General features: G+C 63.2%; 18 protein-coding genes and 1 tRNA gene. 8 read left to right on the top strand and 11 right to left on the bottom strand.

All coding sequences use genetic code 11. The annotated features are described in order from the left end of the window. Window positions 1-111: 111 nt before the first annotated feature. Together ABE456_RS16155 and ABE456_RS16150 are read right to left on the bottom strand one after the other, a co-directional pair. A complete protein-coding gene (locus tag ABE456_RS16155; protein WP_346644808.1) occupies window positions 112-1,788 on the bottom strand; it encodes an aryl-sulfate sulfotransferase in 1,677 nt (558 codons plus the stop codon). Between the two features lie 17 nt (window positions 1,789-1,805). Then, window positions 1,806-4,145 (bottom strand): TonB-dependent receptor, encoded by a 2,340-nt coding sequence (locus tag ABE456_RS16150; RefSeq protein WP_346644807.1) that lies wholly within the window; start codon window positions 4,143-4,145, stop codon window positions 1,806-1,808. A 192-nt stretch (window positions 4,146-4,337) separates the two neighbouring features. On the opposite strand from ABE456_RS16150, the gene ABE456_RS16145 reads away from it, so the two are divergent. After that, on the top strand, window positions 4,338-5,252 hold the full coding sequence (locus ABE456_RS16145) for a LysR family transcriptional regulator (protein WP_346644806.1): 915 nt from the start codon (window positions 4,338-4,340) through the stop codon (window positions 5,250-5,252). A 128-nt stretch (window positions 5,253-5,380) separates the two neighbouring features. On the opposite strand, the gene ABE456_RS16140 is transcribed toward ABE456_RS16145, so the two are convergent. Then, window positions 5,381-6,286: a TauD/TfdA family dioxygenase gene (locus ABE456_RS16140; RefSeq protein WP_346644805.1), complete on the bottom strand. Its 906-nt coding sequence runs from the start codon at window positions 6,284-6,286 to the stop codon at window positions 5,381-5,383. 40 nt (window positions 6,287-6,326) lie between these two features. Beyond that, window positions 6,327-7,364, bottom strand: a complete 1,038-nt coding sequence (locus ABE456_RS16135) for an ABC transporter substrate-binding protein (protein WP_346644804.1) — start codon at window positions 7,362-7,364, stop codon at window positions 6,327-6,329. Between the two features lie 297 nt (window positions 7,365-7,661). On the opposite strand from ABE456_RS16135, the gene ABE456_RS16130 reads away from it, so the two are divergent. Both ABE456_RS16130 and ABE456_RS16125 read left to right on the top strand, forming a co-directional pair. After that, the gene (locus ABE456_RS16130; RefSeq protein ID WP_346644803.1) at window positions 7,662-9,266 is read left to right on the top strand and encodes an ABC transporter permease; all 1,605 of its coding nucleotides are present in this window, start codon (window positions 7,662-7,664) and stop codon (window positions 9,264-9,266) included. Next, on the top strand, window positions 9,263-10,126 hold the full coding sequence (locus ABE456_RS16125) for an ABC transporter ATP-binding protein (RefSeq protein WP_346644802.1): 864 nt from the start codon (window positions 9,263-9,265) through the stop codon (window positions 10,124-10,126). Before ABE456_RS16130 ends, ABE456_RS16125 begins: the two co-directional genes overlap by 4 nt. Window positions 10,127-10,129: 3 nt before the next feature. Here ABE456_RS16125 and ABE456_RS16120 read toward each other — a convergent pair whose 3' ends face one another. Beyond that, window positions 10,130-12,394, bottom strand: coding sequence for a DUF6543 domain-containing protein (locus ABE456_RS16120; RefSeq protein ID WP_346644801.1), 2,265 nt, complete (start codon window positions 12,392-12,394; stop codon window positions 10,130-10,132). Between the two features lie 177 nt (window positions 12,395-12,571). Here ABE456_RS16120 and ABE456_RS16115 point away from each other — a divergent pair. The 3 genes from ABE456_RS16115 (at window position 12,572) to ABE456_RS16105 (ending at window position 15,192) form a co-directional block, all read left to right on the top strand. Then, a tRNA-Arg gene (locus ABE456_RS16115) sits at window positions 12,572-12,648 on the top strand. Window positions 12,649-12,810: 162 nt separating this feature from the next. Then, on the top strand, window positions 12,811-14,541 hold the full coding sequence (locus tag ABE456_RS16110) for a dipeptidase (protein WP_346644800.1): 1,731 nt from the start codon (window positions 12,811-12,813) through the stop codon (window positions 14,539-14,541). Between the two features lie 213 nt (window positions 14,542-14,754). Beyond that, a complete protein-coding gene (locus ABE456_RS16105; protein WP_346644799.1) occupies window positions 14,755-15,192 on the top strand; it encodes a CBS domain-containing protein in 438 nt (145 codons plus the stop codon). 6 nt (window positions 15,193-15,198) lie between these two features. Here ABE456_RS16105 and ABE456_RS16100 read toward each other — a convergent pair whose 3' ends face one another. The 3 genes from ABE456_RS16100 to ABE456_RS16090 form a co-directional block, all read right to left on the bottom strand. Further along, window positions 15,199-15,837 carry an NADH:ubiquinone oxidoreductase subunit N gene (locus ABE456_RS16100; RefSeq protein ID WP_346644798.1) on the bottom strand — a complete coding sequence of 213 codons (639 nt, stop codon included), beginning with the start codon at window positions 15,835-15,837 and terminating at the stop codon, window positions 15,199-15,201. Window positions 15,838-15,906: 69 nt separating this feature from the next. Continuing rightward, complete coding sequence (locus ABE456_RS16095) at window positions 15,907-16,149, bottom strand: DUF2789 domain-containing protein (RefSeq protein WP_346644797.1); 243 nt, start codon at window positions 16,147-16,149, stop codon at window positions 15,907-15,909. A 61-nt stretch (window positions 16,150-16,210) separates the two neighbouring features. Beyond that, complete coding sequence (locus ABE456_RS16090; protein ID WP_346644796.1) at window positions 16,211-16,669, bottom strand: YbaK/EbsC family protein; 459 nt, start codon at window positions 16,667-16,669, stop codon at window positions 16,211-16,213. Between the two features lie 98 nt (window positions 16,670-16,767). On the opposite strand from ABE456_RS16090, the gene ABE456_RS16085 reads away from it, so the two are divergent. Further along, window positions 16,768-18,114, top strand: a complete 1,347-nt coding sequence (locus ABE456_RS16085) for a nodulation protein NfeD (protein WP_346644795.1) — start codon at window positions 16,768-16,770, stop codon at window positions 18,112-18,114. A gap of 2 nt (window positions 18,115-18,116) precedes the next feature. After that, on the top strand, window positions 18,117-18,869 hold the full coding sequence (locus tag ABE456_RS16080) for a slipin family protein (RefSeq protein WP_346644794.1): 753 nt from the start codon (window positions 18,117-18,119) through the stop codon (window positions 18,867-18,869). 48 nt (window positions 18,870-18,917) lie between these two features. On the opposite strand, the gene ABE456_RS16075 is transcribed toward ABE456_RS16080, so the two are convergent. From ABE456_RS16075 to ABE456_RS16065, 3 genes are all read right to left on the bottom strand, one after another. Beyond that, window positions 18,918-19,550 carry a LysE family transporter gene (locus ABE456_RS16075; RefSeq protein ID WP_346644793.1) on the bottom strand — a complete coding sequence of 211 codons (633 nt, stop codon included), beginning with the start codon at window positions 19,548-19,550 and terminating at the stop codon, window positions 18,918-18,920. Between the two features lie 191 nt (window positions 19,551-19,741). Then, window positions 19,742-20,329, bottom strand: coding sequence for a mechanosensitive ion channel family protein (locus ABE456_RS16070; protein WP_346644792.1), 588 nt, complete (start codon window positions 20,327-20,329; stop codon window positions 19,742-19,744). Continuing rightward, window positions 20,329-22,239, bottom strand: coding sequence for an ATP-binding cassette domain-containing protein (locus ABE456_RS16065; RefSeq protein WP_346644791.1), 1,911 nt, complete (start codon window positions 22,237-22,239; stop codon window positions 20,329-20,331). The genes ABE456_RS16070 and ABE456_RS16065 overlap by 1 nt, the downstream gene beginning before the upstream one ends. Between the last annotated feature and the right edge of the window lies 1 nt (window position 22,240).

Genomic DNA, 22,240 nt, shown 5'->3' with positions numbered 1-22,240 from the left:
GCGCAGTACCTTGTGGGAGCGGGTTTACCCGCGAAGAGGCCAGTACAGGTTAGACGAACGAACTGAAGGAAATGTGATGGGAGGACCGACGGCCCTCCCGGAAGGGCTGCATCAGAAGGCCTTGGCCAGGTCGATCACCAACGCCCGGTAACCAACCGAGCCCGGCTGCCGGCTATGCACCTTCAGCTCCACCAGCACCTCCTGGGTCCCGCGCCGCACCTCGTTGAGCACGGTGGTGGTCAGCTTCTGCGGGGTGAGGAAGTTCACCGAAGCCGAGTAGATGAACTGGGTGTCGGTCTCGGGCCGGTAAGCCACCACCGAAGTCACCGGGCTGTACCACTCGTCGCCGCGCTCCTTGCCGTATTCCCACACCTGCTCGACCGTACCTTTGGCCTCGTCGATGCGGTATTCCACCGCCCGGCTGTAGTTGCCGTTCAACTTGGTCGGGGCAAAGCCACGGCCCCAGCCGTTATCGAACACGGTCAGCGTGCCTTTGCCGGTCAGCCAGGCGGTGTGCTGGGTCCACGACCAGTCGAAGCCTTCGCTCGCGACCGGCGTCAGCACCTTCTCACGCAGACGCTCAGGCCAGCCCTGGGGCGAGGCGAGAATCCACCTGACCTGTTTGTCGCGACCAATCTTCACTACCCCCTGGTGCCGTGCTGAAACGATGATGCTGTCGTCATCGGCGTCGTAGTCGATGGCATTGACGTGCGCCCAGTTGCGCCCGGTGCCCACACCCGGGGTGTCACCAAAGGGCAAGTCACCCTCGGCCAGCTCGTTGGCAAGTCGCTCATCCTGCTTCTGTACCCCATCCGGTAATTGGATCGCCGCCTTGCCCAGAGTCTCCAGCAGGTCGCCGCGGTACGGGTCGAGAATCTGGTTGAGGTCCCAGAAATCCAGCACATCCCCAGCCTCGTTGACCTCGATGATATGGTCGCGGATCGAGCGCACGCGCTTGCCGTCGGGCCGACGATAGTCGCTGGTACCGACCCGCAGCAGGTAAGTGCCATGGGCGGTCTCGCGGATTTCATGGGAAAAATCGGCAAACTTGTCCGGCAGGCTGCGCTGCCAGATGCGCCGGCCCAGCAGGTCGTACTTGGAGTAGGTCTGGCCCTGACCCCAGATCAGCTTGCCGTCGCGGGTCTGCTGAAAGCCCATGGTGCCGCCCAGGCTGTCACGGCGGTTGGAGTCGTGGATCTGCTCGATATCCAGGTACCAGCGCACGTCGCCATTGCTATCGGCAATCCAGTTGTTGCCCACCTGGTCCCATTCCGCCGCACCGCCCAGGGCGTTCCACTTGAAGGCACGCCCGCCCGGGATGTCACCCTGCAGATGGTTGAACAGGTACAGGCGCTGTTCAAAGCCAGGCGCCACCTTGATCGGCTCCACTTCCGGCAGCGCGGCGGTCTGCTTCGCCACCACGGGCAGGCGCACGGCCGGGGCGTAGATCTGGTATTGCTCGCGAACGCGCTCGCCGCCGAGCTTGTAGGTCACTTGCACCTGGTTGACGTGATCCGGGTACAGGCCGAATACCGGGATGCCGCCATAGGTCCACAACGAGCGGTCGGACACCTCATAGGCGATGTCCACGCCGCGCTCGCCACGCCCCAGCACGCGCACGTGCGCGGCACTCAGGGTGCGGCCGCCATCGCGGATGATGGCGGTGAGCGGCGCCAGGCGGTACGGGTTGACTACCACGTCGCCGAGCAGTGCTTCTTCGTGCTCGGGGACCTTGGCGGTCAGGCAGGCGCCTTCAGGCAATGTAGGGGTTTCGGTCTTGGCATTCATGGCAAAGCTCCTTGTGCTCAGAAGTCGTAACGGGCGGTGGCGCCGAAGGTGCGCGGGGTGCCGAGTACGCCGGCATAGCCACCGTTGGCGGAGTTCCACAGGCTGGTGAAGTAGGTTTTGTCGCCGGCGTTTTTCACCCACAGCGACAGGTCGACCACGCCGTCGCCCTGGTCCAGGCGTACACCAGCGGAAAGGTTGACCAGCGCGTAGCTGGGGATCTGGCCGAAATCGGAATCGTCGATGGTGCCCACTGCCTTCGAGCGGAAGGCATAGCTGGCGGTGACGTAGGGCTCGACATGCTCAGTGGCCTGCCACTTGTACTGGGTGTTGAGGTTGGCGATGTATTTGGAGGCGCCGACCACCTGGTGGCCAGACAAGTCGCAGGTGGCGGTGGCATTGGCCAGGCTCACCTCCGGCGGGCATGGAGCGTCCTTGTACTCGGTGTAGCGCACGTCGTTCCACGAGCCGTTGAAGTTGACCGTGAGGCCGCGAACCGGCAGCGCCGTGGCTTCGAACTCCAGGCCGCGCGAGCGCACGCTGCCGGCGTTGGCCAGGTACTGCACGCGGTTGATCTGGTCGTAGACGTTGGCCTGGTAGCCATGCACTTCGGCCCAGAACAAGTTGGTATTCAGCTGCAGGCGGCCGTCGAGCAAGGTGCTTTTCAAACCCAGTTCGGCATTGTTGACCCGCTCGGTGCCGACCAGCAGCGAGTCGGTACCCAGCCGCGGCGCGGCGCCGACAGTGAGGTTGATACCACCGGACTTCTCGCCATGGGTCAGGGTGGCATAGCCCAGCAACTGCTCGTTGAAGCGGTAGCTCAAACCCAGCAGGCCCGAGGGGCTGAAGCTGTACTGGTTGAGGTCGCCCGAATCGTAGGCGCCCACCCTGCCCTGGCGCGCCGCAGCAGCGGCCCCGGTCACCGCCGCGCCGCCTGTTGGCGCATCGCGGGTCACCCAGGCGCTTTTCTCTTCATAAGTGCCGCGCAGGCCGGCGGTGAAGTCCAGGCGGTCGGTGATGTGCCAGGTGCCCTGGGCGAACAGCGCATAGCTGTCGGTATCGATGTGGCCGTTGCCGATGGTGTCGACGTTGGCCAGGGCACCGGCCGGGGTGAGGTTCCAGATGTCCGCCTGCGGCCCGTAGAAAGTGAAGGATTTGTTGTCCAGGTCCTGCTTGAAGTAGTACGCACCCAGCACATAGTCAAAGGCTCCACCGGTGGGCGAAGCCAGGCGGATTTCCTGCGAGTACTGCTTGTCGCGCACCGACACCCCGGCGCTGTAGAACACCGGCACGTTCAGGCCATCGTCGTTGCGCGGGGTGAAGTCCCACCAGCGGTAGGCGGTGATCGAGGTCAGGGTAAAGTCGTTGGGCAGGGTCCAGTTGGCCTCCACCGACGTGCCGCCCTGGAACACCGTCACCTGCTGGTCGGCATCGAAATTGACCTTGCGGTCCTTGCCCGACACCAGCGTCGCGCCGGCCTGGGCGGCCAGGCTTTCGTAGCGGTTGACGCCATTGATGGTCGGCCCGGTGCTGTACAGGCTGAGGATGCCGTTGTTGGAGTCTTCTTCGTTGTATTCGCCGATCCAGCGCAGGTTGAAGGTTTCGCTGGGCTTGAACAGCAGCTGGGTACGAAAACCCTGGCGCTTGCCGCCGTTGAGGTCATCGCCGTTGTGAATGTTCTTCACATAGCCGTCGTCTTCGGTGCGGTAGGCACTGATGCGCCCGGCCAGGGTTTCGCTGATCGGCCCGGAGAAGCTGCCCTGGGTCTGCAGGTAGCCGTCTTCACCAACCGACTGCTGAATGCTGCCCTCGCGGTGGAAGGTGGGCTTGCGTGTGGTGATGTTGAGCACGCCAGCGGTGGTGTTCTTGCCGAACAGCGTGCCTTGCGGGCCACGCAGCACTTCCAGCTGCTCCACGTCCAGCAGGTCGAATACCGCCATGCCGGGGCGGCCAAGGTAGACGTTGTCCAGGTAGATGCCGACGCTGCCCTCCAGGCCATCGCTGGCCGGGTTGTTGCCCAGGCCGCGGATCGAGATGCTCGACTGGCGGGCATGCACATAGGCGACGTTGGTGCTGGGCACCAGCTGTTGCAAATCCTGCACGCGGTAGATGCGCTGGGTTTCCAGGGTTTCGCTGTCCAGCACGCTGATCGGCGTGGGCACGCTTTGCGCGGTTTCTTCGCGGCGGCGGGCGTTGACCGTGACGGTGCCGAGCTTGGCTTCCTGCTCCACCGCAGGAGTAGCGGCGCTGACCGGCTCTTCGGCGAAGCTGCCTGAGGACGCCGCCAGCAGCACGCCAGCGGCAAAGGGTTGCAAGGTGAAACGCGACGCGCGCGCAGGCCATCGGGAAAGTCCGGACATGCAAATGCTCCTTGAGGCATGGGCCCTGGCGAGCATTTCCGTTGGCGGAACCGAATCGCAGTCAGTCGGGCTTATATTCTTTTAAGAGATATAAATATTTGTAATTCATATTTTGTGGAATAAGTGACTCCCTTTATAAGGGGACTCACCCTTGTCAGCAATTGCATTTGACCGAAGGTTTTAATGTAGAAAATGCATATCGATCTCCGCCAGCTGCGCCACTACATTGCCCTTGTCGAACACCGCAGTTTCGTCGCTGCTGCGGCGGCGGTGAACCTGTCGCAATCGGCTTTCAGCCGCAGCATCCAGACGCTGGAGCACAACGTCGGCTGCCGCCTGGTGGACCGCGCCAGCAAGGAGTTGGCGCCAACCCGCCAGGGTTTGCTGGTGCTGGAGCATTCGCGGCGGCTGGTGCATGGGGCTCACAAGCTGGTCAACGAGATTCACCAGTTCAACGGCGCCACCACCGGCGTGGTGCGCTTCGGCTCCGGCCCGGCGCCAGCTGGCGGCCTGGTGCCACGGGCAGTAGCGCGCTTCGTCGCCGAGTACCCGGCGGCGCGCACCTGTTTTCAGGTGGATAACTGGCAGGTACTGAACCGCAAGCTGGTTGCCGAAGAGATCGAGTTCTTCGTCGCCGACACCCGCCAGTTCGAGTCCGACCCGGACTACCAGGTGCACAAGCTGACGCCGCAGCGCTGGCATTTCTGCTGCCGCGCCGGGCACCCGCTGACCGAGCGGGAGACCGTGCAGGCGCGTGAGCTGTTCGACTACCCGCTGGCCACCACGTTGCGCCCACCGAACATCCGCAAGATCCTCAGCGACCTCAGCGGGCGGCAGGATTTTCTGCCGTCGGTGGAGTGCGAGCATGGTTATGCGCTGCTGAATGTGGTGATGAACTCGGACACCATCGGCATTGCCTGCAATGCCAATTTGCGGCCGTATCAGCGAGATGGGGGATTGGTGGCCTTGCAGTTGGCCGATCTGACGGCGGAGCAGGAAGAGGCGTTCTATACCCGTTATGGGGTGGTGAGCCGGGTGGGGTATGGCTTGTCGCCGTTGGCTCAGGGGTTGGTCAGGCAACTGATTGCCTGTGATACCGAGGTGTAGCCGGCGGGGGCTTCGCCCCCGAATCGCGACACAAGGCCGCTCCCACAGGAGATCGCGTACCTCTGTGGGAACGGCCTTGCCGAGGCGCCGGACCGGTCGGAAAGGGCTGCGAAGCGGCCCCGGGGATATCAGCCTTTACGGGTAGTCCGGCTCAACTGCCCATCCACCCCGACCGGCACCTCACCCGCCAAGGTAACCCGCCGCACCACCCGTGGCTGGGTGCCGTAATCATCCACCGCGTAATGCTGTGTCGCGCGGTTATCCCAGATCGCCACGTCCCCCGCCTGCCAGCGCCAGCGCACGGTGTTCTCCAGCCGCGTTACATGCCCCTGCAACACCGCGAACAGGTGCTGCGAATCGGCCAGCGAATAGCCTTTGATGCGCTTCACGAAATGCCCCAGCTGCAGCACCCGCTCGCCACTGATCGGGTGCACGCGCACCACCGGGTGCTCGGTCTCATACACGGTGGAGGTGAACACCTTGCGATAACGCTCCAGCTTGGCCGGGTCCACGTCGGGCTTGATACTGGCGTAGTCGTACTCGTTGCTGTGCACCGCCCACAGCTTGTCGGCCAGTTCGCGCAGCGGCTCAGGCAACTCCTGATAGGCCGCCGCCGTGTTGGCCCACACGGTATCGCCGCCGGAGACCGGCGCCACCACGCTGCGCAGGATCGAGGCCTTGGGGTAGGCGTCGACGAAGGTCACGTCGGTGTGCCAGGAGTTGGCCCGCTGGCCTTCGGCACCATCGAGCTGCAGCAGGTAGGTGGTGCCATCCACCACTGGCACGGTGGGGTGGGCGATCGGCTCGCCAAGCAACTTGGCGAAAGCTTCCTGGCCTTGGTCATCGAGATGGGTTTGGCCACGGAAGAAGATCACCTTGTGCTTCACCAGCGCGGCCTGAATGGCGTCGAGGGTGGCAGCATCAAGATCGGCAGACAGTTGCACCCCACGAATCTCGGCGCCGATACGGCCGGCAACCGGGTGAATGTCGAGTTCGAGGGCTTGTGGCGCGGTGGCCAGGGCGGCATTGCTCATGGTCGTGGTCCTTGAGGTGATTGTCGGGTTTATTGCGAATTCAGCGGGCGGCCTGCACGGCCTGTTCCTGTTTCAGCGCGGCATCGAGAAAGCGAGGTTCGATCCAGTCGGCTACCTGGAAGCCACGGCGGATCAGGCGCTCCTTGGCGGCCAGGTCGACGCCCTGCTGCAACTGGCCGACGAAATCGGCGTCCAGGCGTGGGTCGAAGTAGTGGGCAAGGTCTTCCTTGGCCAGGTCATCGCTGAGGATGCTGCGCGGCCAGTTGGCATTGCTGGCCACCAGGTCGATATAGGCCTCGCGGTTGTGTTCGTCGCGCAGCCAGGCGCTCGCTTGTTCCTGGGCGTTGACCAGGCGCTGCACCAGCTCGGGGTATTTGCGGATGAAATCACCGGTGCCCAGCAGTACTGCCTGGGTGCTGCCGGCGCCTGCCAGGTCACGCGAATTGACCGGCAGCTCGACCAGCCCGCGCTCACGCAGCGACAACAGGTTGGACAAGCCCCAGGTGGCGTCGATCTGCTTGGCGGCCAGCGCAGCGTTCGCGGCGTTGAAGTCGAGGTTGATCACTTTCAGCTCGCGCTCGCTCAGCCCTTGGCTGGCCAGGGCGCTGGCGAACGACAGCTGGTTGGCGGTGCCGCGGAACACCGCCACACGCTTGCCCTTGAGGTCGTGCAGGGTCTTGATGCCGGAGCCGGGCACCACGCCCAGGTAGCTCTTCACCCCACGGATGCCTGCCGACAGCACGCGGGTGTCGAGGCCATTGGCCTTGCCGACGATGGCCGCCAGGTCGCCGAGGTAGGCGAAGTCGGCTTGGCCATTGGCCAACGCTTCGTTCACCACCGGCCCGGCGCCCTTGAAGAAGTGCCAGTCGATGCGGATGCCGTCCTTGGCAAATTCCTTCTCCAGCAACTGCTGGTCTCGCAGTACGTCGACCACGCCGCCGGCACTGGGCTTGCTGCCAGCGCTAAGGTCGGGCACGGCGATACGAATGCTTTCTGGCTTGGCAGGTTCAGCTGCGTGGGCGCTGAGGGTGAAGGCCAGCCCAAGGGCGGTGATCAGGTGGCGCAATGGGGTTTTCATGGCAAGGCTCCTTGGCAGGCTGCCACCGGCGATGGCCGGCGCTTTGGCCAGAAGCTAGGCAGGTCTGGTTAGAACCTACAAAGATCAAAACTTCATTTTTTAGTAACTGGAAGGCATAAATCAGACGGCATGCGGGCCTGCGGGGGGCTTGCGGAAAACGCATGTGAAATATGAGGAAAACGCAACGACGGGGGGCTTCCGTATGCATGGGGTGCATGCTCTTATCTCTTGAAAGTCGCTTGTTGAAATTTTTAATTCCATAAGTGAATAAACTAACAACGCTTCGAGAGATGGCCGATGAATGGAGTTCTGAGCAGAGGTGGGGGGTGGCTTCGGGGGCCGCTGCGCGGCCCTATCGCGACGCAAGGCCGCTCCCACAAGAAAGGGCGCGGCCGCTGGCTGCCTTGGGTGATGCCTGTGGCGATTGCGCTGCTGTGGGTAGTGGCCAGCCGGCAGCACTGGATGAGCGAGCAGATCCTGCCGGCGCCAGCGCTGGTGTGGCAGAGCGCGCTGGAGTTTGGCTCCGGCGAGCTGTGGGGGCACCTGTGGATAAGCTTGCAGCGGTTGTTCTGGGGGCTGGCGGCGGGCATTACTAGCGGGTTGTTGCTGGGGGTTTGGCTGGGGGCTTCGCGGCGGGCACAGACGCTGGTGCTGCCAACCTTCGTGGCGCTGGCACAGATTCCTACCCTGGCCTGGATTCCATTGTTCATGCTGTTCTTCGGCATTGGCGAGTTGCTCAAGCTGGTGGTGCTGGTGAAAGCCGTGGTGGTCCCCGTCACCTTGCACACGCTGGTCGGTGTACGTGATGCCCAGCCCAAGCTGCGTGAGGCCGCTGTGGCGCTACGACTGCCTCGCCACCTGCTGTTCCTGCGCCTGTTGCTGCCGGCTGCCCTGCCGGCGTTTCTCACCGGCGTGCGCCTGGCCCTGGCCACCGGCTGGACCTCACTGCTGGCAGTCGAGCTGCTGGCCTCCAGTGAAGGGATCGGCTACCTGATGGTGTGGGGACGGCAATTGTTCATGCTCGACCTGGTGCTGCTGTGCATCCTGGTGATCGGCATGGTCGGCGCGCTGCTGGAACGCAGCTTCTCTACCCTGGAAAAGCGTTTGCTGTACTGGCCGCAACCGGCCACCGGCGAGCAGCAGCGAGGCCCCGTGCCGCGCGGCTGGCAGAGTTTGCTGCTGCCTCTGGCGCTACTGGCGTTGTGGCAGGCCAGCAGCAGCTTTGCCTGGGTTGACCCGAGCATCCTGACCTCGCCACTTGAGGTGCTGCGCACCCTGCTGGTCGGCCTGGCTGATGGTTCGCTGCCGCAGGCCTTGCTGCTTAGCCTGCAGCGCACCCTGGCTGGCCTGCTGCTGGGGGGTGGCGCAGGCCTGCTGGCCGGTTTGTTGCTGGGGCTGTCGAGCAATGCCGAACGCCTGTTCGGGCCGAGCCTGACGGCCTTGCGCCAGGTAGCGCTGTTCGCCTGGGTGCCGCTGCTCACTGCCTGGTTCGGCCTGGGTGAAGGGGCCAAGCAGGTATTCGTCGGCCTGGCCGCGTTCTTCCCGCTGCTGATCGCCACCCAACGCGGTATCGCCAGCCTCTCGCCGCAACTGGGCGAAGCGGCCCGCACCCTGCGCCTTAACCTGTGGCAACGCCTGCGCCTGCTGGTGCTGCCCGGCGCGGCCCCGGCGATTTTCGCCGGCCTGCGCCTGTCACTGATCTACGCCTGGCTGGGCACCATCGGCGCCGAATACTTCATGCCTTCGGACGGTGGCATTGCCAGCCTGATGATCGGCGCCCAGCAACTGTTCCGCATGGACCAGGTGATGGCCGCCATGCTCTTGATCGGCCTGGTTGGCGCCCTGCTCGGCACCCTTGGAGAACGCCTCGAATCGCGCGCCACGCGCTGGAGAACCGCATGAACGCCTTCAACACCTCGCACCTGCACGCGGCCAACCAGCCCGACGCCACCCCGCCCCTGGTCAGTTTCGAAGGGGTGAGTAAAGTGTTCAGCGTCGACGGGCACCCCTTTGAAGCCATCCGCAATTTCAACCTGTCGATCAACGAGGGCGAGTTCATCGCCATTGTCGGTGCCTCTGGTTGTGGCAAGTCCACCCTGTTGCGCCTGCTGGTGGGGCTGGATACCGACTACAGCGGCAGCATCCGTGTCGACGGCCATGCGGTCAGTGGTATCGGTGGCGAGCGCGGTATCGTGTTCCAGGAGCACCGGCTGTTCCCTTGGTTGAGCGTGGAACAGAACATTGCCCTTGGCCTGGTCAACGAACCGCTCACTCAGGGCGAGCGCGCCCGGAGGGTGCATGAGTTCGTGCAACTGGTGGGGCTGGTCGGCTTCGAATCAGCCTACCCGCACCAGCTGTCTGGCGGTATGGCGCAGCGCGTGGCAATCGCCCGTGGCCTTGTGGCCAGCCCACGCATCCTGCTGCTCGATGAGCCGTTCGGTGCACTGGATGCGCTAACCCGCCAGCAGCTGCAGGACGAGCTGCTGGCCATTCGCGAACGTGCCGGCATCACCACCCTGCTGGTCACCCATGACGCCGAAGAAGCCACCTACCTGGCCGACCGGGTCGTGGTGCTGGAGCCGCGCCCTGGGCGGATCAAGTCGGTGGTAGAGATCGACCTGCCGCACCCACGCTTGCGCACTGGTGTGGCCCTGCACGGCCTGCGCGAGAAGGTACTGCACCAGATCACCGGCGATGGCGGTTACCTGCCAGCGCCGGCACGCCGGGTTGAAGGGCTGCGCCCAGAGCTGATTGCGCTTTGATGTTCAATGCCACCAGGGTGCCGGAAAAATCCGTTCGACCAACTCCGCATTCGCCACGCGGGCGCCATAAGCGCGCAGATCGAAGGGTTTGCCGGTGCGCATTTCCAGCAGCATCTCGCTGCCGCTGGGAAGGTATTCGCACAAGCGCACGCGAGTGAAACGATAGGTTTCGCCAGTGATATGGTCTATCGACTCCACACGGAAGAAGTTACCCGGCGCAAACAGCACTTCGGCTTCCAGCGGATTCAATGACAACGGAGCTATTGGCACACCCGCCGTCTGCTTGCCCAGTGTCAGTTCATAGACGATGGCATCGTCATCGAACAGGCTGTCGGCGTGTGGTAGCAAAAAGTCCCGGACCACATAGGGGCTTTCGGTGAACGAGGTAAAATCCGCCCCGACCAGCACATCACCGGCCATGAGCTGCTGCGTCCGGTACAACGCACCACCGGTACCCCGCGCTGCGCTGCCGGCACGCCACAAGTAAGTAGCATTGCTTTTCGGCAGGCGCTGGAGCGAGTCGAGCAGGTGCTCGGTCACATGCACCAATTCGCCATGTGAGGTGCTGCGCACACCCCCCATGCCATGGCGCAGCCAGCTGTTGAGCTCCGATTGCTCGCGGGTGTACTCCATGACCAGGTCGTTGTGCAGATCCCCGCCCTGGCGAAAGCTGTAGTGGCGCACGCCATCTTCAACCACGCAGTGGTAGCCGTACTCGTCCTTGGCGACCCGCGCAGTATCTTCCATGCTCGGCACATGAGCCTGGGCCAGCAGTTCGCTCTGTTCCTGCTCGACGCCCTGCGACAGCTCTCGTGCCAAGGCGTCCCCTGGCGTGAGATAGACATCCCAGAACCGGGTAGCCAGAGCCGCGCGCTTACCTCCGGGGGCAAGCAGCTGCCAGGCGCCATCCTCACCCAAACGCACCGGCATTTGTGGCACCAGCCCGAAGGGTGCCGATTCATGGGTAAGCACCAGATGCTGGATCTCGGTGTTGTAACGTACGCGTACCGCCTTGCCCTGCAACTCGATCCACAGCGCACCGTCATCGGCCAGACGAACACCTGCGAGCAGGCCGTCAGCCTGCAGGGCTCCGGGAGCCGGACTGTGACTGGCGAGCGACTGCCATTCTTCATCGGCGTCTTCAGCGGCTACCCAACCCTGCACCGGCAGTGCCTCATGTGGGCGTAACGCAGTGGTCAGTGCTTTGCGGCCAACGGTCTCGAAAATCACTGCAAATGCCAGTATCAGCACATCGCCGAATGCAGCCTGCAGTGCCTGGGTTTTCTGCGCCGCAGAGCGTGCAGTGAAGTAGTCGTAGGTATCCAGCCCCAACTGCGCCACGGTCAGCAGTAACATCAGCAGCATCGCCGGCCCGCTGAACAGCGCCGGCAGAGCGACCAGCTGCAAGGCTATATCAAGCCTGTCACGCCACAACTGCTCACGCAGGTCGCCATTGCTGACCAGCACGGCCAGACTGGCCTCGACCTCGGCCTTCACCCACTCTCGCTGTTCGGCAAACAGGTCCCGGCCTTCGCTGCTCGCTTCGCCCAATGCCAGGTGAGCCAGCGCCTGCGCGTTGGCATAGGCCTGTACATGGGGTGTGCTGTTCGGCCGATAGACGACCACTCGCCCGTCGGGGCCGTGCAGCGCCAATACCTTTGCAGCACCTTTTGGTGTGAAGCAGCTAAAGGCGAGCGTGGCCTCAGCGACCGTTGTGCGTAACCAATCGCGGTCACCTGGCGTGATCTTGCTGTCTTTCAGTGCCTGCTCGACATGTGCGGTGAAGCGAATCTTCAGCAGTTGCAGCAAGTTGTCGCTGTGAGCAAGCCAGTACTGTCGGGCCTGATCATGCATGACGCTGGCAAAATCCAGCGCCCACAGGTCTGCATCGACCTTCGCCGGGGCCAATGCGATTGGCCGCTCGTCGTCCTGAACGAAGTCATTCAGCTGTGGCGTGTGGATAACATCGTGTGGGAAACGGCGAACCCAGAGGTCGGTAAAGGTCATCGTCCTTTTGACGAAGCGATACTGGCCCCACCCCCGACCGTCTGTTTTCCGGTACGACTGAACGCTGAACTGCCGCCAAAAGACGCGGTCCGGGTTCAGTGCCTCGGCTGTGTGCTGTAACAGGTACTGCCCGGCAGCATCGCGTGCTGCGCCGTGCACGTCAGGGAACGCCTCTAGTTGACGCCTGAACATGGCCATCAGCTGCCTGGCCTCCGTTAACGCAGCCAGGCCTTGTTCGTAGTGTTCAATGTCGATAGCCATCGCTGGCCTCCTCAATGTGGGGAGGCGGTGATTAAGCGCGCATGACAACAGCGAAGTGCTTTGCGCCGATAGCACCTGGACGGCCAACTGGCGTGCCAGCGTGGCTGGCAGGTAAAAAAGGCTACAGATCAAGGCGATGGACGCCACCGGCACAGATGGGTATGATGCCTGCGCGTTGCACTCGTAGCTCAGCTGGATAGAGTACTGCCCTCCGAAGGCAGGGGTCGTGGGTTCGAATCCCGCCGAGTGCGCCATATCAAAAAGCCCTGGGCCTGAGCCTGGGGCTTTTTTCGTTTGTGCGACATGTCGCGTTTCTGGCACTCCCGTGCCACAGGTCATTGGTGTTAGCGTGGGCGTCTTCCCGTTTTCCGAACGGGTAACCCATAACAATGATTGGCGAAGGAATGCGCGCAACCATGCACCTGAAAAAAATCACCGCCACCACCCTGCTGCTGGCCAGCATCGGCCTGTTCACCCAACCGGCCCAGGCCAACCTCACCCAGCAGCAGTCTGCCGCCATCGTCAAAGCTTTCGACGGCAGCGACCCAAGCGACTTCAAGCAGTTCCTCGGCAAGCTCAAAGGCAGCGAGCAGGCCAAGGCCGACAACCTTGAGGCAACCCTCGACACCTACCTGGCCGGCAAACCGCTGGCTGCCGAGCAGCAAGACGAGATCTACCGCCTGCTTGGCCTGTATACCCGCATCAAGTACGGCAAGGCTGCCACCGAAACCCTGCGCGAACTGGTGGCCATCCCCACCTTCAACGTCGAAGGCACGCCGCAGCACGAGAACCCGGAATTCCTCAAGATCGCGGACAAGATCAAGGCACTGGCCGACAACTTTGGCCTGGCCTTCCGCAACATCGACAACCGGGTGTACGAGATTTCGCTGGGCAGCGGCAAGGAAGTGATCGGCATCCATGCCCACGCCGACGTGGTACCGGTCACCCCTGACAACTGGAAGCTGGCCGACGGCACCCGCCTGGACCCGTTCAAGGTCACCCTGGTCGGCGACCGCATGTACGGCCGCGGTACCGAAGACGACAAGAACGGCATCGTGGTGGCGATGTACGCCCTGAAAGTGGCAAAAGACGAAAACCTGCCGCTGGCCCGGCAGTTCAAACTGCTGATCGACACCACCGAAGAAACCAGCGGTGATGCCATCCCCTATTACTTCGAGCGCAACCCCACGCCCGACTACAACCTGGCCCTCGATGGCGGCTACCCGGTGGTAATTGCCGAAAAAGGCTACGGCACGATCATGGCCAGCTTCAGCAAGCGCCCGGCCAGCGGCAAAGGCGCAGAAATCGTCAACCTGACTGGCGGCCTGGCCACCAACCAGATCCCCACCACCTCGATCGCGACCCTGGTCACCGACAACCCGGCAGGGCTGGCCAAGCACCTGCAGCAAGCCGGCGCCAAGTACGTGAAGCAGCATGGCGGCGACTTCAGCATCGACGCCAAGCCCGATGGCAAGAACGTGCTGCTCACGGTGACCGGCGTTTCCGCCCACTCTTCGGAGCCAGAGTCCGGGGTCAACCCGGTGGCACGCATGCTCGACTTCATCAATGGCCTAGGCAAGCAGGTACCGCTCAAGCACAACCACTTCACCGACGCCGCCCGCTACGCCGCCGACAACTGGGGCCTGGACTACCTGGGCAACAAGCTCGGTGTGGCCTTCAAGGACCCGTTCATGGGCCCGCTGACCGCCTCGCTGACCTTTGTCGGGGTAGATGAAAAAGGCCTGAAGCTGGCGGTGAACCTGCGCATTCCCAAGGGCAAGCCGATTGCCACGATCAAGGACGAGCTGGCCGAAAAACTGGGCAAATGGACCCAGCAAAACCACACCTCGGTGGCCTTCGACTACAGCCTGGACGAGCCGATGTACCGCAACCCCGAGGGCGAATGGGTGAAGGCACTACTCGCCGTAGCCACCGAGAACCTGGGCATGAAGCATGAGTTCGGCACCTCTGCGGGTGCAACTTCGGTGCATGACCTACCCAACGGCGTGCAGTTCGGCCTGGCCATGCCGGACGTGAAGTACACCGGGCACAACGACAACGAGTTCAAGACCGTGGACCAGTTCATGCTGGACCTGCAGGTAGTGAGCGAGATGGTGGCGCGGATCGGGCAAATGCCGAAGCTTTGATGGGCTGCACCGGCCTCTTCGCGGCTAAAGCCGCTCCTACAGGGGTACGCGGTACCTGTGGGAGCGGCTTTAGCCGCGAAGAGGCCGGCACAGGCGAACACCCATGACGTTTTTCAATCGACTCCATGCCGTTTCCTGCATTGCCGTGCAGAGCGCCGTGCCGGATGCTTTAGTTACTCCGAGACAGCGCTTTTTTCACCCGCAGAGGCCCGTATGAAGACCGTCGAACAAATCCTCAAGACCAAGTCCCAGCACCAGACCGTGTACACCATTGGCCCGGATGACTCGGTGCTCGACGCCCTGAAAATGCTGGCGGAGAAAAACGTCGGTGCGCTGCCCGTGGTCGAGGGCAACCAGGTGGTGGGTATCGTCAGTGAACGGGACTATGCGCGCAAACTGGTCCTCAAGGGCCGCTCTTCGGCCGCCACCCCGGTACGCGAAATCATGAGTGCGCCGGTGGTGACCGTAGAACCCAAGCAGAAGCTCGATTTCTGCATGAACCTGATGACCGACCGTCACCTGCGCCACCTGCCAGTGGTCGACAACGGCAAGCTACTCGGCCTGTTGTCGATTGGCGACTTGGTCAAGGAAACCATCGCCGAACAGGCCCGCCTGATCCAGCAAATGGAGCAGTACATCCGAGGCGAATGAAGCGCCTCAATGGTAGGCGCGCTCCAGCTCGTCCAACTGATGGTCGAAGCTGCGCAGGCGCGCCGACCAGGTGTACACCAGTACTTCCAGGTCACGGTTGAGCACGGCGGTATTGCCATGGCCACTGCTGGTCGGTTCGCCCAGGTCCAGCTGGTAGCGCTCACGGGCCATGGCCTGGGCCACGCTGGACAAGTCACGGGCATTGGCCAGCCAGTGGTGGTGGTGATCGTGAATTTCCCGGTCGAGCAAGCGGCACTGACGCTTCAGTGCATCCAGGCTCTGCTCCAGCGGCGTACCCTTGAGCTCACCCATGACCTCTTCGAAAGTTCGCCCCGAATGCCAGTAGCTGCCCCAGAAATAGCGGTCGAATACTGTTTCGACACGGCGCAACGCGACCTTGGTGTTCCAGATGGTCAGCAGCGTTCGCCCCTGGATCACTTCGCGTTTGTTCAGGTGCAACTGCTGCCAGGCGATCCAGGTCAGCGCCACCAAGGCAACCGCCACAGTCACCGCGGCAGCGGCATACAGGAAATGCACCGCCTGGTTCATCTGTTGCGTTTGCCTGATGCCATAGAAGTAACTGGCCGTCAGGGTGCCCAGGATCGTCACGGAACACCAGAAACCTGGTGCGTAGGGATCTTTCATCGCGCTATCCCCTTATTGTTTTCCTGAGCATAGCAACGGCCACTCACTCGTCAGGTGCCGCTCGGCGCTTTATTTTCGGGGGCGGCGCAACGCTTCGTTGAGTTGATCGAACGGCACCGCCCAATCAGCATCCTCAATGATGCTGTCCTTGAGGAAGTCGCGCTGGGAGGCGGTCCAGAACGGCGCGTCCACCAACTTGATGTCGTTCTTCAGTGGCGAGTGGCTGGCAATGAACTGATCGATGCTCACGGCATCATCAGGCAGGCCCAGTTGTTTGAACAGCTCGGCAAAAGGATGGATCGGCGCTTCCATGGTTCCTCCTGAGCGCCAGGCAAGCCGTCCACGACGCCCGCCTGGCATTGGTGTGAAAACATCAGCACAGCTCGCGCACTTCGGCGTGCGGTACCAGTTTCATGTACTGCTCCATACTCATGTGGATCAAGTGATCGTGGTCACCCGCCTCCAGGTAGACATCACCTTGGCGGGTAAGGGTCGGGTCGAGCAGCATTTTTATCTGGTAGGCATCGCCAAGCGCTGGCACGGCACCGCGCTCGCAGTCGCCGAACAGGCTCGGCAGGCCGCTTTCACGGGTCAGTTGCCAGGCCCCGGACATGCGTACCTTGGTCATGTCCAGATGCCGGTTGGCCGGTAGCACGGCCATGATGTAGTTGCCATGACGGTCATCGAGCATCACCGACTTGGCGACCCGCTCGGCGGGCACGCCGGCCGTGCGGGCCGACTCCAGGCTGGTGGCCGAATGTGGATGGGGAATGATGTCGTAATCGCAGTTGGCCTTGTCCAGGCGATCCTGCAGGGTCTTTGCCATACGCATGATGCACCTCCGGTTTGCCCCCCCAATCTCCAATTTTAGGCCTGCCAGCGGCAGGCAGGGCTAAACTTGTGCAGTAGAGGCAAACGAGGTGACGACAGGTGATCGCCCGCTGCTGGCGCTGGCTGTTGCTGCTGTTGCTGCTTGGCATCACGCCCGGCGGCCAGGCAGCGCCCGGTTCGGTGTGGGTGCTGGGCATCGATGACGCGATTGGCCCGGCCAGTGCCGACTACCTGGTGCGCAGCCTCAGCCAGGCCCAGGCGCAGGGCGCGCAACTGGTGGTTATACGCATGGACACCCCAGGCGGGCTGGACAGCGCCATGCGCCAGATGATCAAGGCGATTCTTGCCAGCCCCGTGCCGGTCGCCAGCTATGTCGCCCCCAGCGGTGCCCGCGCTGCCAGCGCCGGCACTTATATTCTCTACGCCAGCCATGTCGCGGCGATGGCGCCTGGGACCAACCTGGGTGCCGCCACGCCGGTGCAGATCGGCGGCCCACCAGGCACACCCAAGGACGACAAGGCCAAAGGCAGCGATGAGGAAGCCCTTACACGCAAGCAGGTCAACGACGCGGCGGCCTACATCCGTGGCCTGGCGCAGCTGCGCGGGCGCAATGCCGACTGGGCGGAGAAAGCCGTGCGCGAAGCGGTCAGCCTGCCTGCCAGCGAGGCCTTGCGGCTGAACGTGATTGACCTGGTAGCCGATGACCTGCCCGACCTGCTGCGCAAACTCGATGGCAAAACTATCACTGTCGCTGGCCAGGCCCGCCAGCTGCAAACCGTTGGCGCCAGCCTGGTCGAACACCTGCCAGACTGGCGCACCCGGGTGCTGGCGGTGATCACCAACCCCAGCGTGGCACTGATCCTGATCATGATCGGCGTATACGGCCTGCTGTTCGAATTCATGAACCCCGGTTCTACGGTCGGCGGTGTGGTCGGCGGGATATGCCTGTTGTTGGCGCTGTATGCCCTGCAGCTGTTGCCGGTGAGCTTCGCCGGCGTGGCGCTGATCCTGCTCGGCATCGCCTTCATGATTGCCGAAGCGTTCCTGCCCAGTTTCGGTGTGGTGGGCTTTGGCGGCATCGTCGCCTTCGTGGTCGGTGCGCTGATCCTGATCGACACCGACGCCCCCGGCTTCGGCATCCCGCTGTCCTTGATCGGCACCCTGGCGGTGCTCTCGGCATTGCTGATCGGGGGAGTACTGGGCATGGCCCTCAAGGCCCGTCGACGGGCGCTGGTCAGCGGTGACGCCGGCCTGGTCGGCAGCCTGGTCACCGTCACCCAGGTAACGGCAGGCGACCCGTACTGTGGCGTGGTGCTGGCCCAGGGCGAGCAATGGCAAGTGCAGTGCGCAACGCCACTGCAAGCAGGCCAGAGCGTGCGGGTAACCGCACGCCATGGCGTCATGCTGGAAGTAAGCGCCGCCGCGCCTGCGGCGCAAGGAGAATGACCATGTTCATGCAAGTGGGTTTCGGTGCTGTTCTGATCGTGCTGGCGATGCTGTTGCTGTCGGCATTTCGCATCCTGCGCGAATACGAACGCGGCGTGGTGTTCCAGCTGGGGCGCTTCTGGCAGGTCAAGGGGCCGGGTTTGATCCTGCTGATCCCGGTGATCCAGCAAATGGTCCGGGTTGATCTGCGTACCGTGGTGCTGGATGTGCCGCCGCAGGATGTGATCACTCGCGACAACGTCTCGGTCAAGGTCAACGCCGTGGTCTACTTCCGCGTGCTCGATCCACAGAAGGCGATCATCCAGGTCGAGGACTTCCTCGTGGCGACCAGCCAGTTGGCCCAGACCACGCTACGCGCGGTGCTGGGCAAGCACGAACTGGATGAGCTCTTGGCAGAGCGCGAGCAGTTGAACCTGGACATCCGCCAGGTGCTGGATGCGCAGACCGATGCCTGGGGTATCAAGGTGGCCAACGTCGAGATCAAGCACGTCGACCTCAATGAGTCGATGGTGCGCGCCATCGCCCGCCAGGCCGAGGCCGAACGTGAACGGCGGGCCAAGGTAATCCATGCCGAGGGTGAGTTGCAGGCGTCGGAGAAGCTGATGCAGGCGGCGCAGATGTTGAGCAAGGAGCCGGGGGCGATGCAGTTGCGCTACATGCAGACGCTGGGGACGATTGCCGGGGACAAGAGCTCGACCATTGTCTTCCCGTTGCCGGTGGATTTGCTCAAAGGGTTGGTGGATAAGCAGAAATAGAGTTGGCCCATTCGCGGGCTTGCCCGCGAATGGCCTGAACGTGGTCTATCAGATTGGCGCCCGGCGCAGGGTAGCCAGGAAGGTAGCCGCACCAATGAACAACCCGGCAAAGGTGCGGTTCAAACGTTTCTGCTGCTTGGGCGTACGCAGCATGCGCAGTACCCGCGAAGCCAACCCGGTATACCCCGCCATCACCAGCAGGTCCACGCTGACCATGGTCACGGTGATCGCCACATACTGCGGCAGCAGCGGCGCATGGGGGTTGATGAACTGCGGCAGCACCGCCAGCATGAACACCAGCGCCTTGGGGTTGCTGACGTTGACCAGGAAGCCACGGAACACCAGGCTCAGCGGTTTGCCGATCGGGCGCACGCCGGACTCATCGGTCATGTCCATGGGCAAGGCGCGCCACTGCTTGTAGGCCAGGTAGACGAGGTAGGCAACGCCGAACCATTTGATGAACTGGAAGGCCGTGGCCGAGGCAGCCAGCACGGCACCGACGCCTGCGGCAATGATGGCGATCTGCAGGATCAGGCCCAGTTGCAGGCCCAGAGCGTTCCAGTAACCACGCCAGAAGCCGTATTGCAGGCCGCTGGACATCGAGGCAATCGCCCCGGCACCGGGTGAAAGGCTGATCACCCAACAGGCGGCAAAGAAGCCCAACCATACTTCCATCGACATCACACACCTCGCTCGAACACATGTTGCAAAACGTTAAGCTAAGGTGTTGGTGAAAAAATAACCAGAAGATTTTAAGGTATTTTTCTGCCTGTACCGGCCGCTTCGCGGGCGCGCCCGCTCCCACAGATACGGTGCGGGTTTCAGATCCTGTGGGAGCGGGCATGCCCGCGAAGAGGCCAATACAGGCTGAATCAGTCAGCCTCGGCAGACGCCTCTTTGTGCATGGCCTGCACCTCAGCCCCGCGCCAGCGCCGCACCGACTTCTGGAAGAACTGACTGTTCGGCACCTGCACCAGCGCCCCGCCCGCCTCGGGCAGTTCCAGCAGGGTGGTGAACAGCAGGTTGATAGCGATCACTCGGCCTTTCACTCCCGGTTTATCCAGGGTGTCGACCAGTTCAACCACGTCACCGATGCGAAACGGCCCGACCGTGAAGATCAGCACCGCGCACAGCAGGTTGGACAGCACGCTCCACATGGCGAAGAACGCCACCGCCGCCACCGCGACAAAGCCGGACAGCGCCGTCCACAACACAGTCGCCGATACGCCCAGGCGCTCCAGCACAAACAGCAGCGCACTGCCCATGATCAGCCAGCGCAGGCCACCGCGCACCGGTACCAGCAGCTCCGGCGGCAACGGGTAACGCTGGCCCAGGCGGCTTAGCCCGCGGGCGATGATACGCTGCAGGACGAACGCCGCTACCAGGATCAAGAGGATCTGCAAGCCCAGCCAGAAGGTATCCATCCATTGCCCTGGCAGCAGCGAGCGCAGTTCCTCCATCAGGACAGCGCCTCGAGCTCGGCCTGCATGCTTTCCAGGGTTTCCAGCGCTTCCATCCAGGCCTCTTCCAGCTCGCCTTCACGTTGCTTGAGCTTGGTCTGGCGCGCCAGCAGGTCACGCAATTCGTCCTTGCGAGCGGCTTCGTAAAGGCCACCGTCACCCAGCGCGGTCTCGATCTCGGCCAGCTGCGCGTGCACCTGGTTAAGCTCGGTTTCCAGCTTGTCGGCGGCCTTCTTGTGCGGGGCCAGTTGCTGACGCAGGGCTGCAGCAGCCTGGCGCTGGGCTTTCTTGTCGGTCTTGTCCGGGTTGACCGGGGCAGTACTGGCCGGTGCACTGCGCTGGCGGAACTCGACCAGCCAGCGGCTGTAGTCGTCCAGGTCGCCATCGAAGGTTTCGACCTTGCCGTCGGCCACCAGCAGGAAGTCGTCGGTAGTGCTCTTGAGCAGGTGGCGGTCGTGGGATACCACTACCACGGCACCGGCAAACTCCTGCAGGGCCATGGTCAGCGCCAGGCGCATTTCCAGGTCCAGGTGGTTGGTCGGTTCGTCGAGCAGCAGCAGGTTCGGCCGCTCCCAGGCGATCAGCGCCAACGCCAGGCGGGCCTTTTCGCCACCGGAGAAGTTCACCACCGGTTCGTCAGTACGGGCGCCATGGAAGTCGAAACCGCCGAGGAAGTCGCGCAAAGTCTGCTCACGCTCGGTGGGGGCAATGCGCTGCAGGTGCAGCAGCGGGCTGGCCTTGTCGTCCAGCGAGTCCAGCTGGTGCTGGGCGAAGTAGCCAACGGCCAGGTTTTCGCCACGCACCAGGCGGCCCGACAGCGGCTCCAGTTCACCGGCGAGGTTCTTGATCAGGGTCGACTTGCCGGCACCGTTAGGGCCGAGCAGGCCAATGCGCGCACCCGGGGTGAGCTGCAACTTGACCTTGTCGAGGATGGCTTTGTCGCCATAACCCAAGCGGCCTTCGGACATGCTCAGCAATGGGCTGGAGATTTTCTGCGATTCGCGGAAGACGAAGTCGAACGGCGAATCGACATGCGCCGCCGACAGCTCTTCCATGCGCTCCAGGGCCTTGATCCGGCTCTGCGCCTGGCGGGCCTTGGTGGCCTGGGCCTTGAAGCGGGCGATGTACTTTTCCATGTGCGCGCGCTGCGCCTGCTGCTTCTCGTAGGCCTGCTGCTGCTGCGCCAGGCGCTCGGCACGGGTGCGTTCGAAGGCGGTGTAGCCGCCCTTGTACAGGTTCAGCTTACGCTGCTCGACATGCAGCACATGGTCGACCACGGCATCGAGGAAGTCGCGGTCGTGGGAGATCAGCAACAACGTGCCGGGGTAGCCCTTGAGCCAGTCCTCCAGCCACAGGATGGCATCCAGGTCCAGGTGGTTGGTGGGCTCGTCGAGCAGCAGCAGGTCGGACGGGCACATCAGGGCCTGGGCCAGGTTCAGGCGCATCCGCCAGCCACCGGAGAAGTCGCCGACGCGGCGGTCCATCTGCTCGTTGGTGAAGCCCAGGCCGGCCAGCAACTTGCGCGCACGGGCGTCGGCGGTATAGCCGTCGGCGCTTTCCAGCTCACTGTGCAGGCGTGCCAGGGCGGTGCCGTCGTGGGCCTGTTCGGCGGCGGCCAGTTCGGCCTGGACCTTGCGCAGGCGCGCATCGCCGTCGAGCACATAGTCCACGGCCAGGCGGTCGAGGGTATCGACCTCCTGGCGCATGTGGGCGATGCGCCAGTCACCAGGCAGTTGGCAGTCGCCGGCATCGGGCGACAGCTCACCGCGCAGCAAGGCGAACAGGCTGGATTTTCCGGCACCGTTGGCGCCAATCAGGCCGGCCTTGTGACCGGCGTGCAGGGTCATCTCGGCGCCTTCTAGCAAGCGCTGCGGACCACGCTGTAAAGTGAGGTTGGATAGTCTGATCATG

This window comes from Pseudomonas sp. TWI929, assembly GCF_039673335.1.
In the GTDB taxonomy this organism is placed as follows: domain Bacteria; phylum Pseudomonadota; class Gammaproteobacteria; order Pseudomonadales; family Pseudomonadaceae; genus Aquipseudomonas.
Note: the sequence above shows the minus strand (reverse complement) of the source record. Positions and strands in the feature narration are given on the sequence as shown.

Bases quoted from the DNA above. Each gene is read 5' to 3' on its own strand.
- ABE456_RS16110 (WP_346644800.1), top strand. From the start codon at position 12,811: ATGCACCTGAAAAAAATCACCGCCACCACCCTGCTGCTGGCCAGCATC.
- ABE456_RS16145 (WP_346644806.1), top strand. From the start codon at position 4,338: ATGCATATCGATCTCCGCCAGCTGCGCCACTACATTGCCCTTGTCGAA.
- ABE456_RS16135 (WP_346644804.1), bottom strand. From the start codon at position 7,364: ATGAAAACCCCATTGCGCCACCTGATCACCGCCCTTGGGCTGGCCTTC.
- ABE456_RS16130 (WP_346644803.1), top strand. From the start codon at position 7,662: ATGAATGGAGTTCTGAGCAGAGGTGGGGGGTGGCTTCGGGGGCCGCTG.
- ABE456_RS16070 (WP_346644792.1), bottom strand. From the start codon at position 20,329: ATGGAGGAACTGCGCTCGCTGCTGCCAGGGCAATGGATGGATACCTTC.
- ABE456_RS16090 (WP_346644796.1), bottom strand. From the start codon at position 16,669: ATGCGTATGGCAAAGACCCTGCAGGATCGCCTGGACAAGGCCAACTGC.
- ABE456_RS16100 (WP_346644798.1), bottom strand. From the start codon at position 15,837: ATGAAAGATCCCTACGCACCAGGTTTCTGGTGTTCCGTGACGATCCTG.
- ABE456_RS16075 (WP_346644793.1), bottom strand. From the start codon at position 19,550: ATGTCGATGGAAGTATGGTTGGGCTTCTTTGCCGCCTGTTGGGTGATC.
- ABE456_RS16150 (WP_346644807.1), bottom strand. From the start codon at position 4,145: ATGTCCGGACTTTCCCGATGGCCTGCGCGCGCGTCGCGTTTCACCTTG.
- ABE456_RS16155 (WP_346644808.1), bottom strand. From the start codon at position 1,788: ATGAATGCCAAGACCGAAACCCCTACATTGCCTGAAGGCGCCTGCCTG.
- ABE456_RS16125 (WP_346644802.1), top strand. From the start codon at position 9,263: ATGAACGCCTTCAACACCTCGCACCTGCACGCGGCCAACCAGCCCGAC.
- ABE456_RS16095 (WP_346644797.1), bottom strand. From the start codon at position 16,149: ATGGAAGCGCCGATCCATCCTTTTGCCGAGCTGTTCAAACAACTGGGC.
- ABE456_RS16105 (WP_346644799.1), top strand. From the start codon at position 14,755: ATGAAGACCGTCGAACAAATCCTCAAGACCAAGTCCCAGCACCAGACC.
- ABE456_RS16065 (WP_346644791.1), bottom strand. From the start codon at position 22,239: ATGATCAGACTATCCAACCTCACTTTACAGCGTGGTCCGCAGCGCTTG.
- ABE456_RS16080 (WP_346644794.1), top strand. From the start codon at position 18,117: ATGTTCATGCAAGTGGGTTTCGGTGCTGTTCTGATCGTGCTGGCGATG.
- ABE456_RS16120 (WP_346644801.1), bottom strand. From the start codon at position 12,394: ATGGCTATCGACATTGAACACTACGAACAAGGCCTGGCTGCGTTAACG.
- ABE456_RS16140 (WP_346644805.1), bottom strand. From the start codon at position 6,286: ATGAGCAATGCCGCCCTGGCCACCGCGCCACAAGCCCTCGAACTCGAC.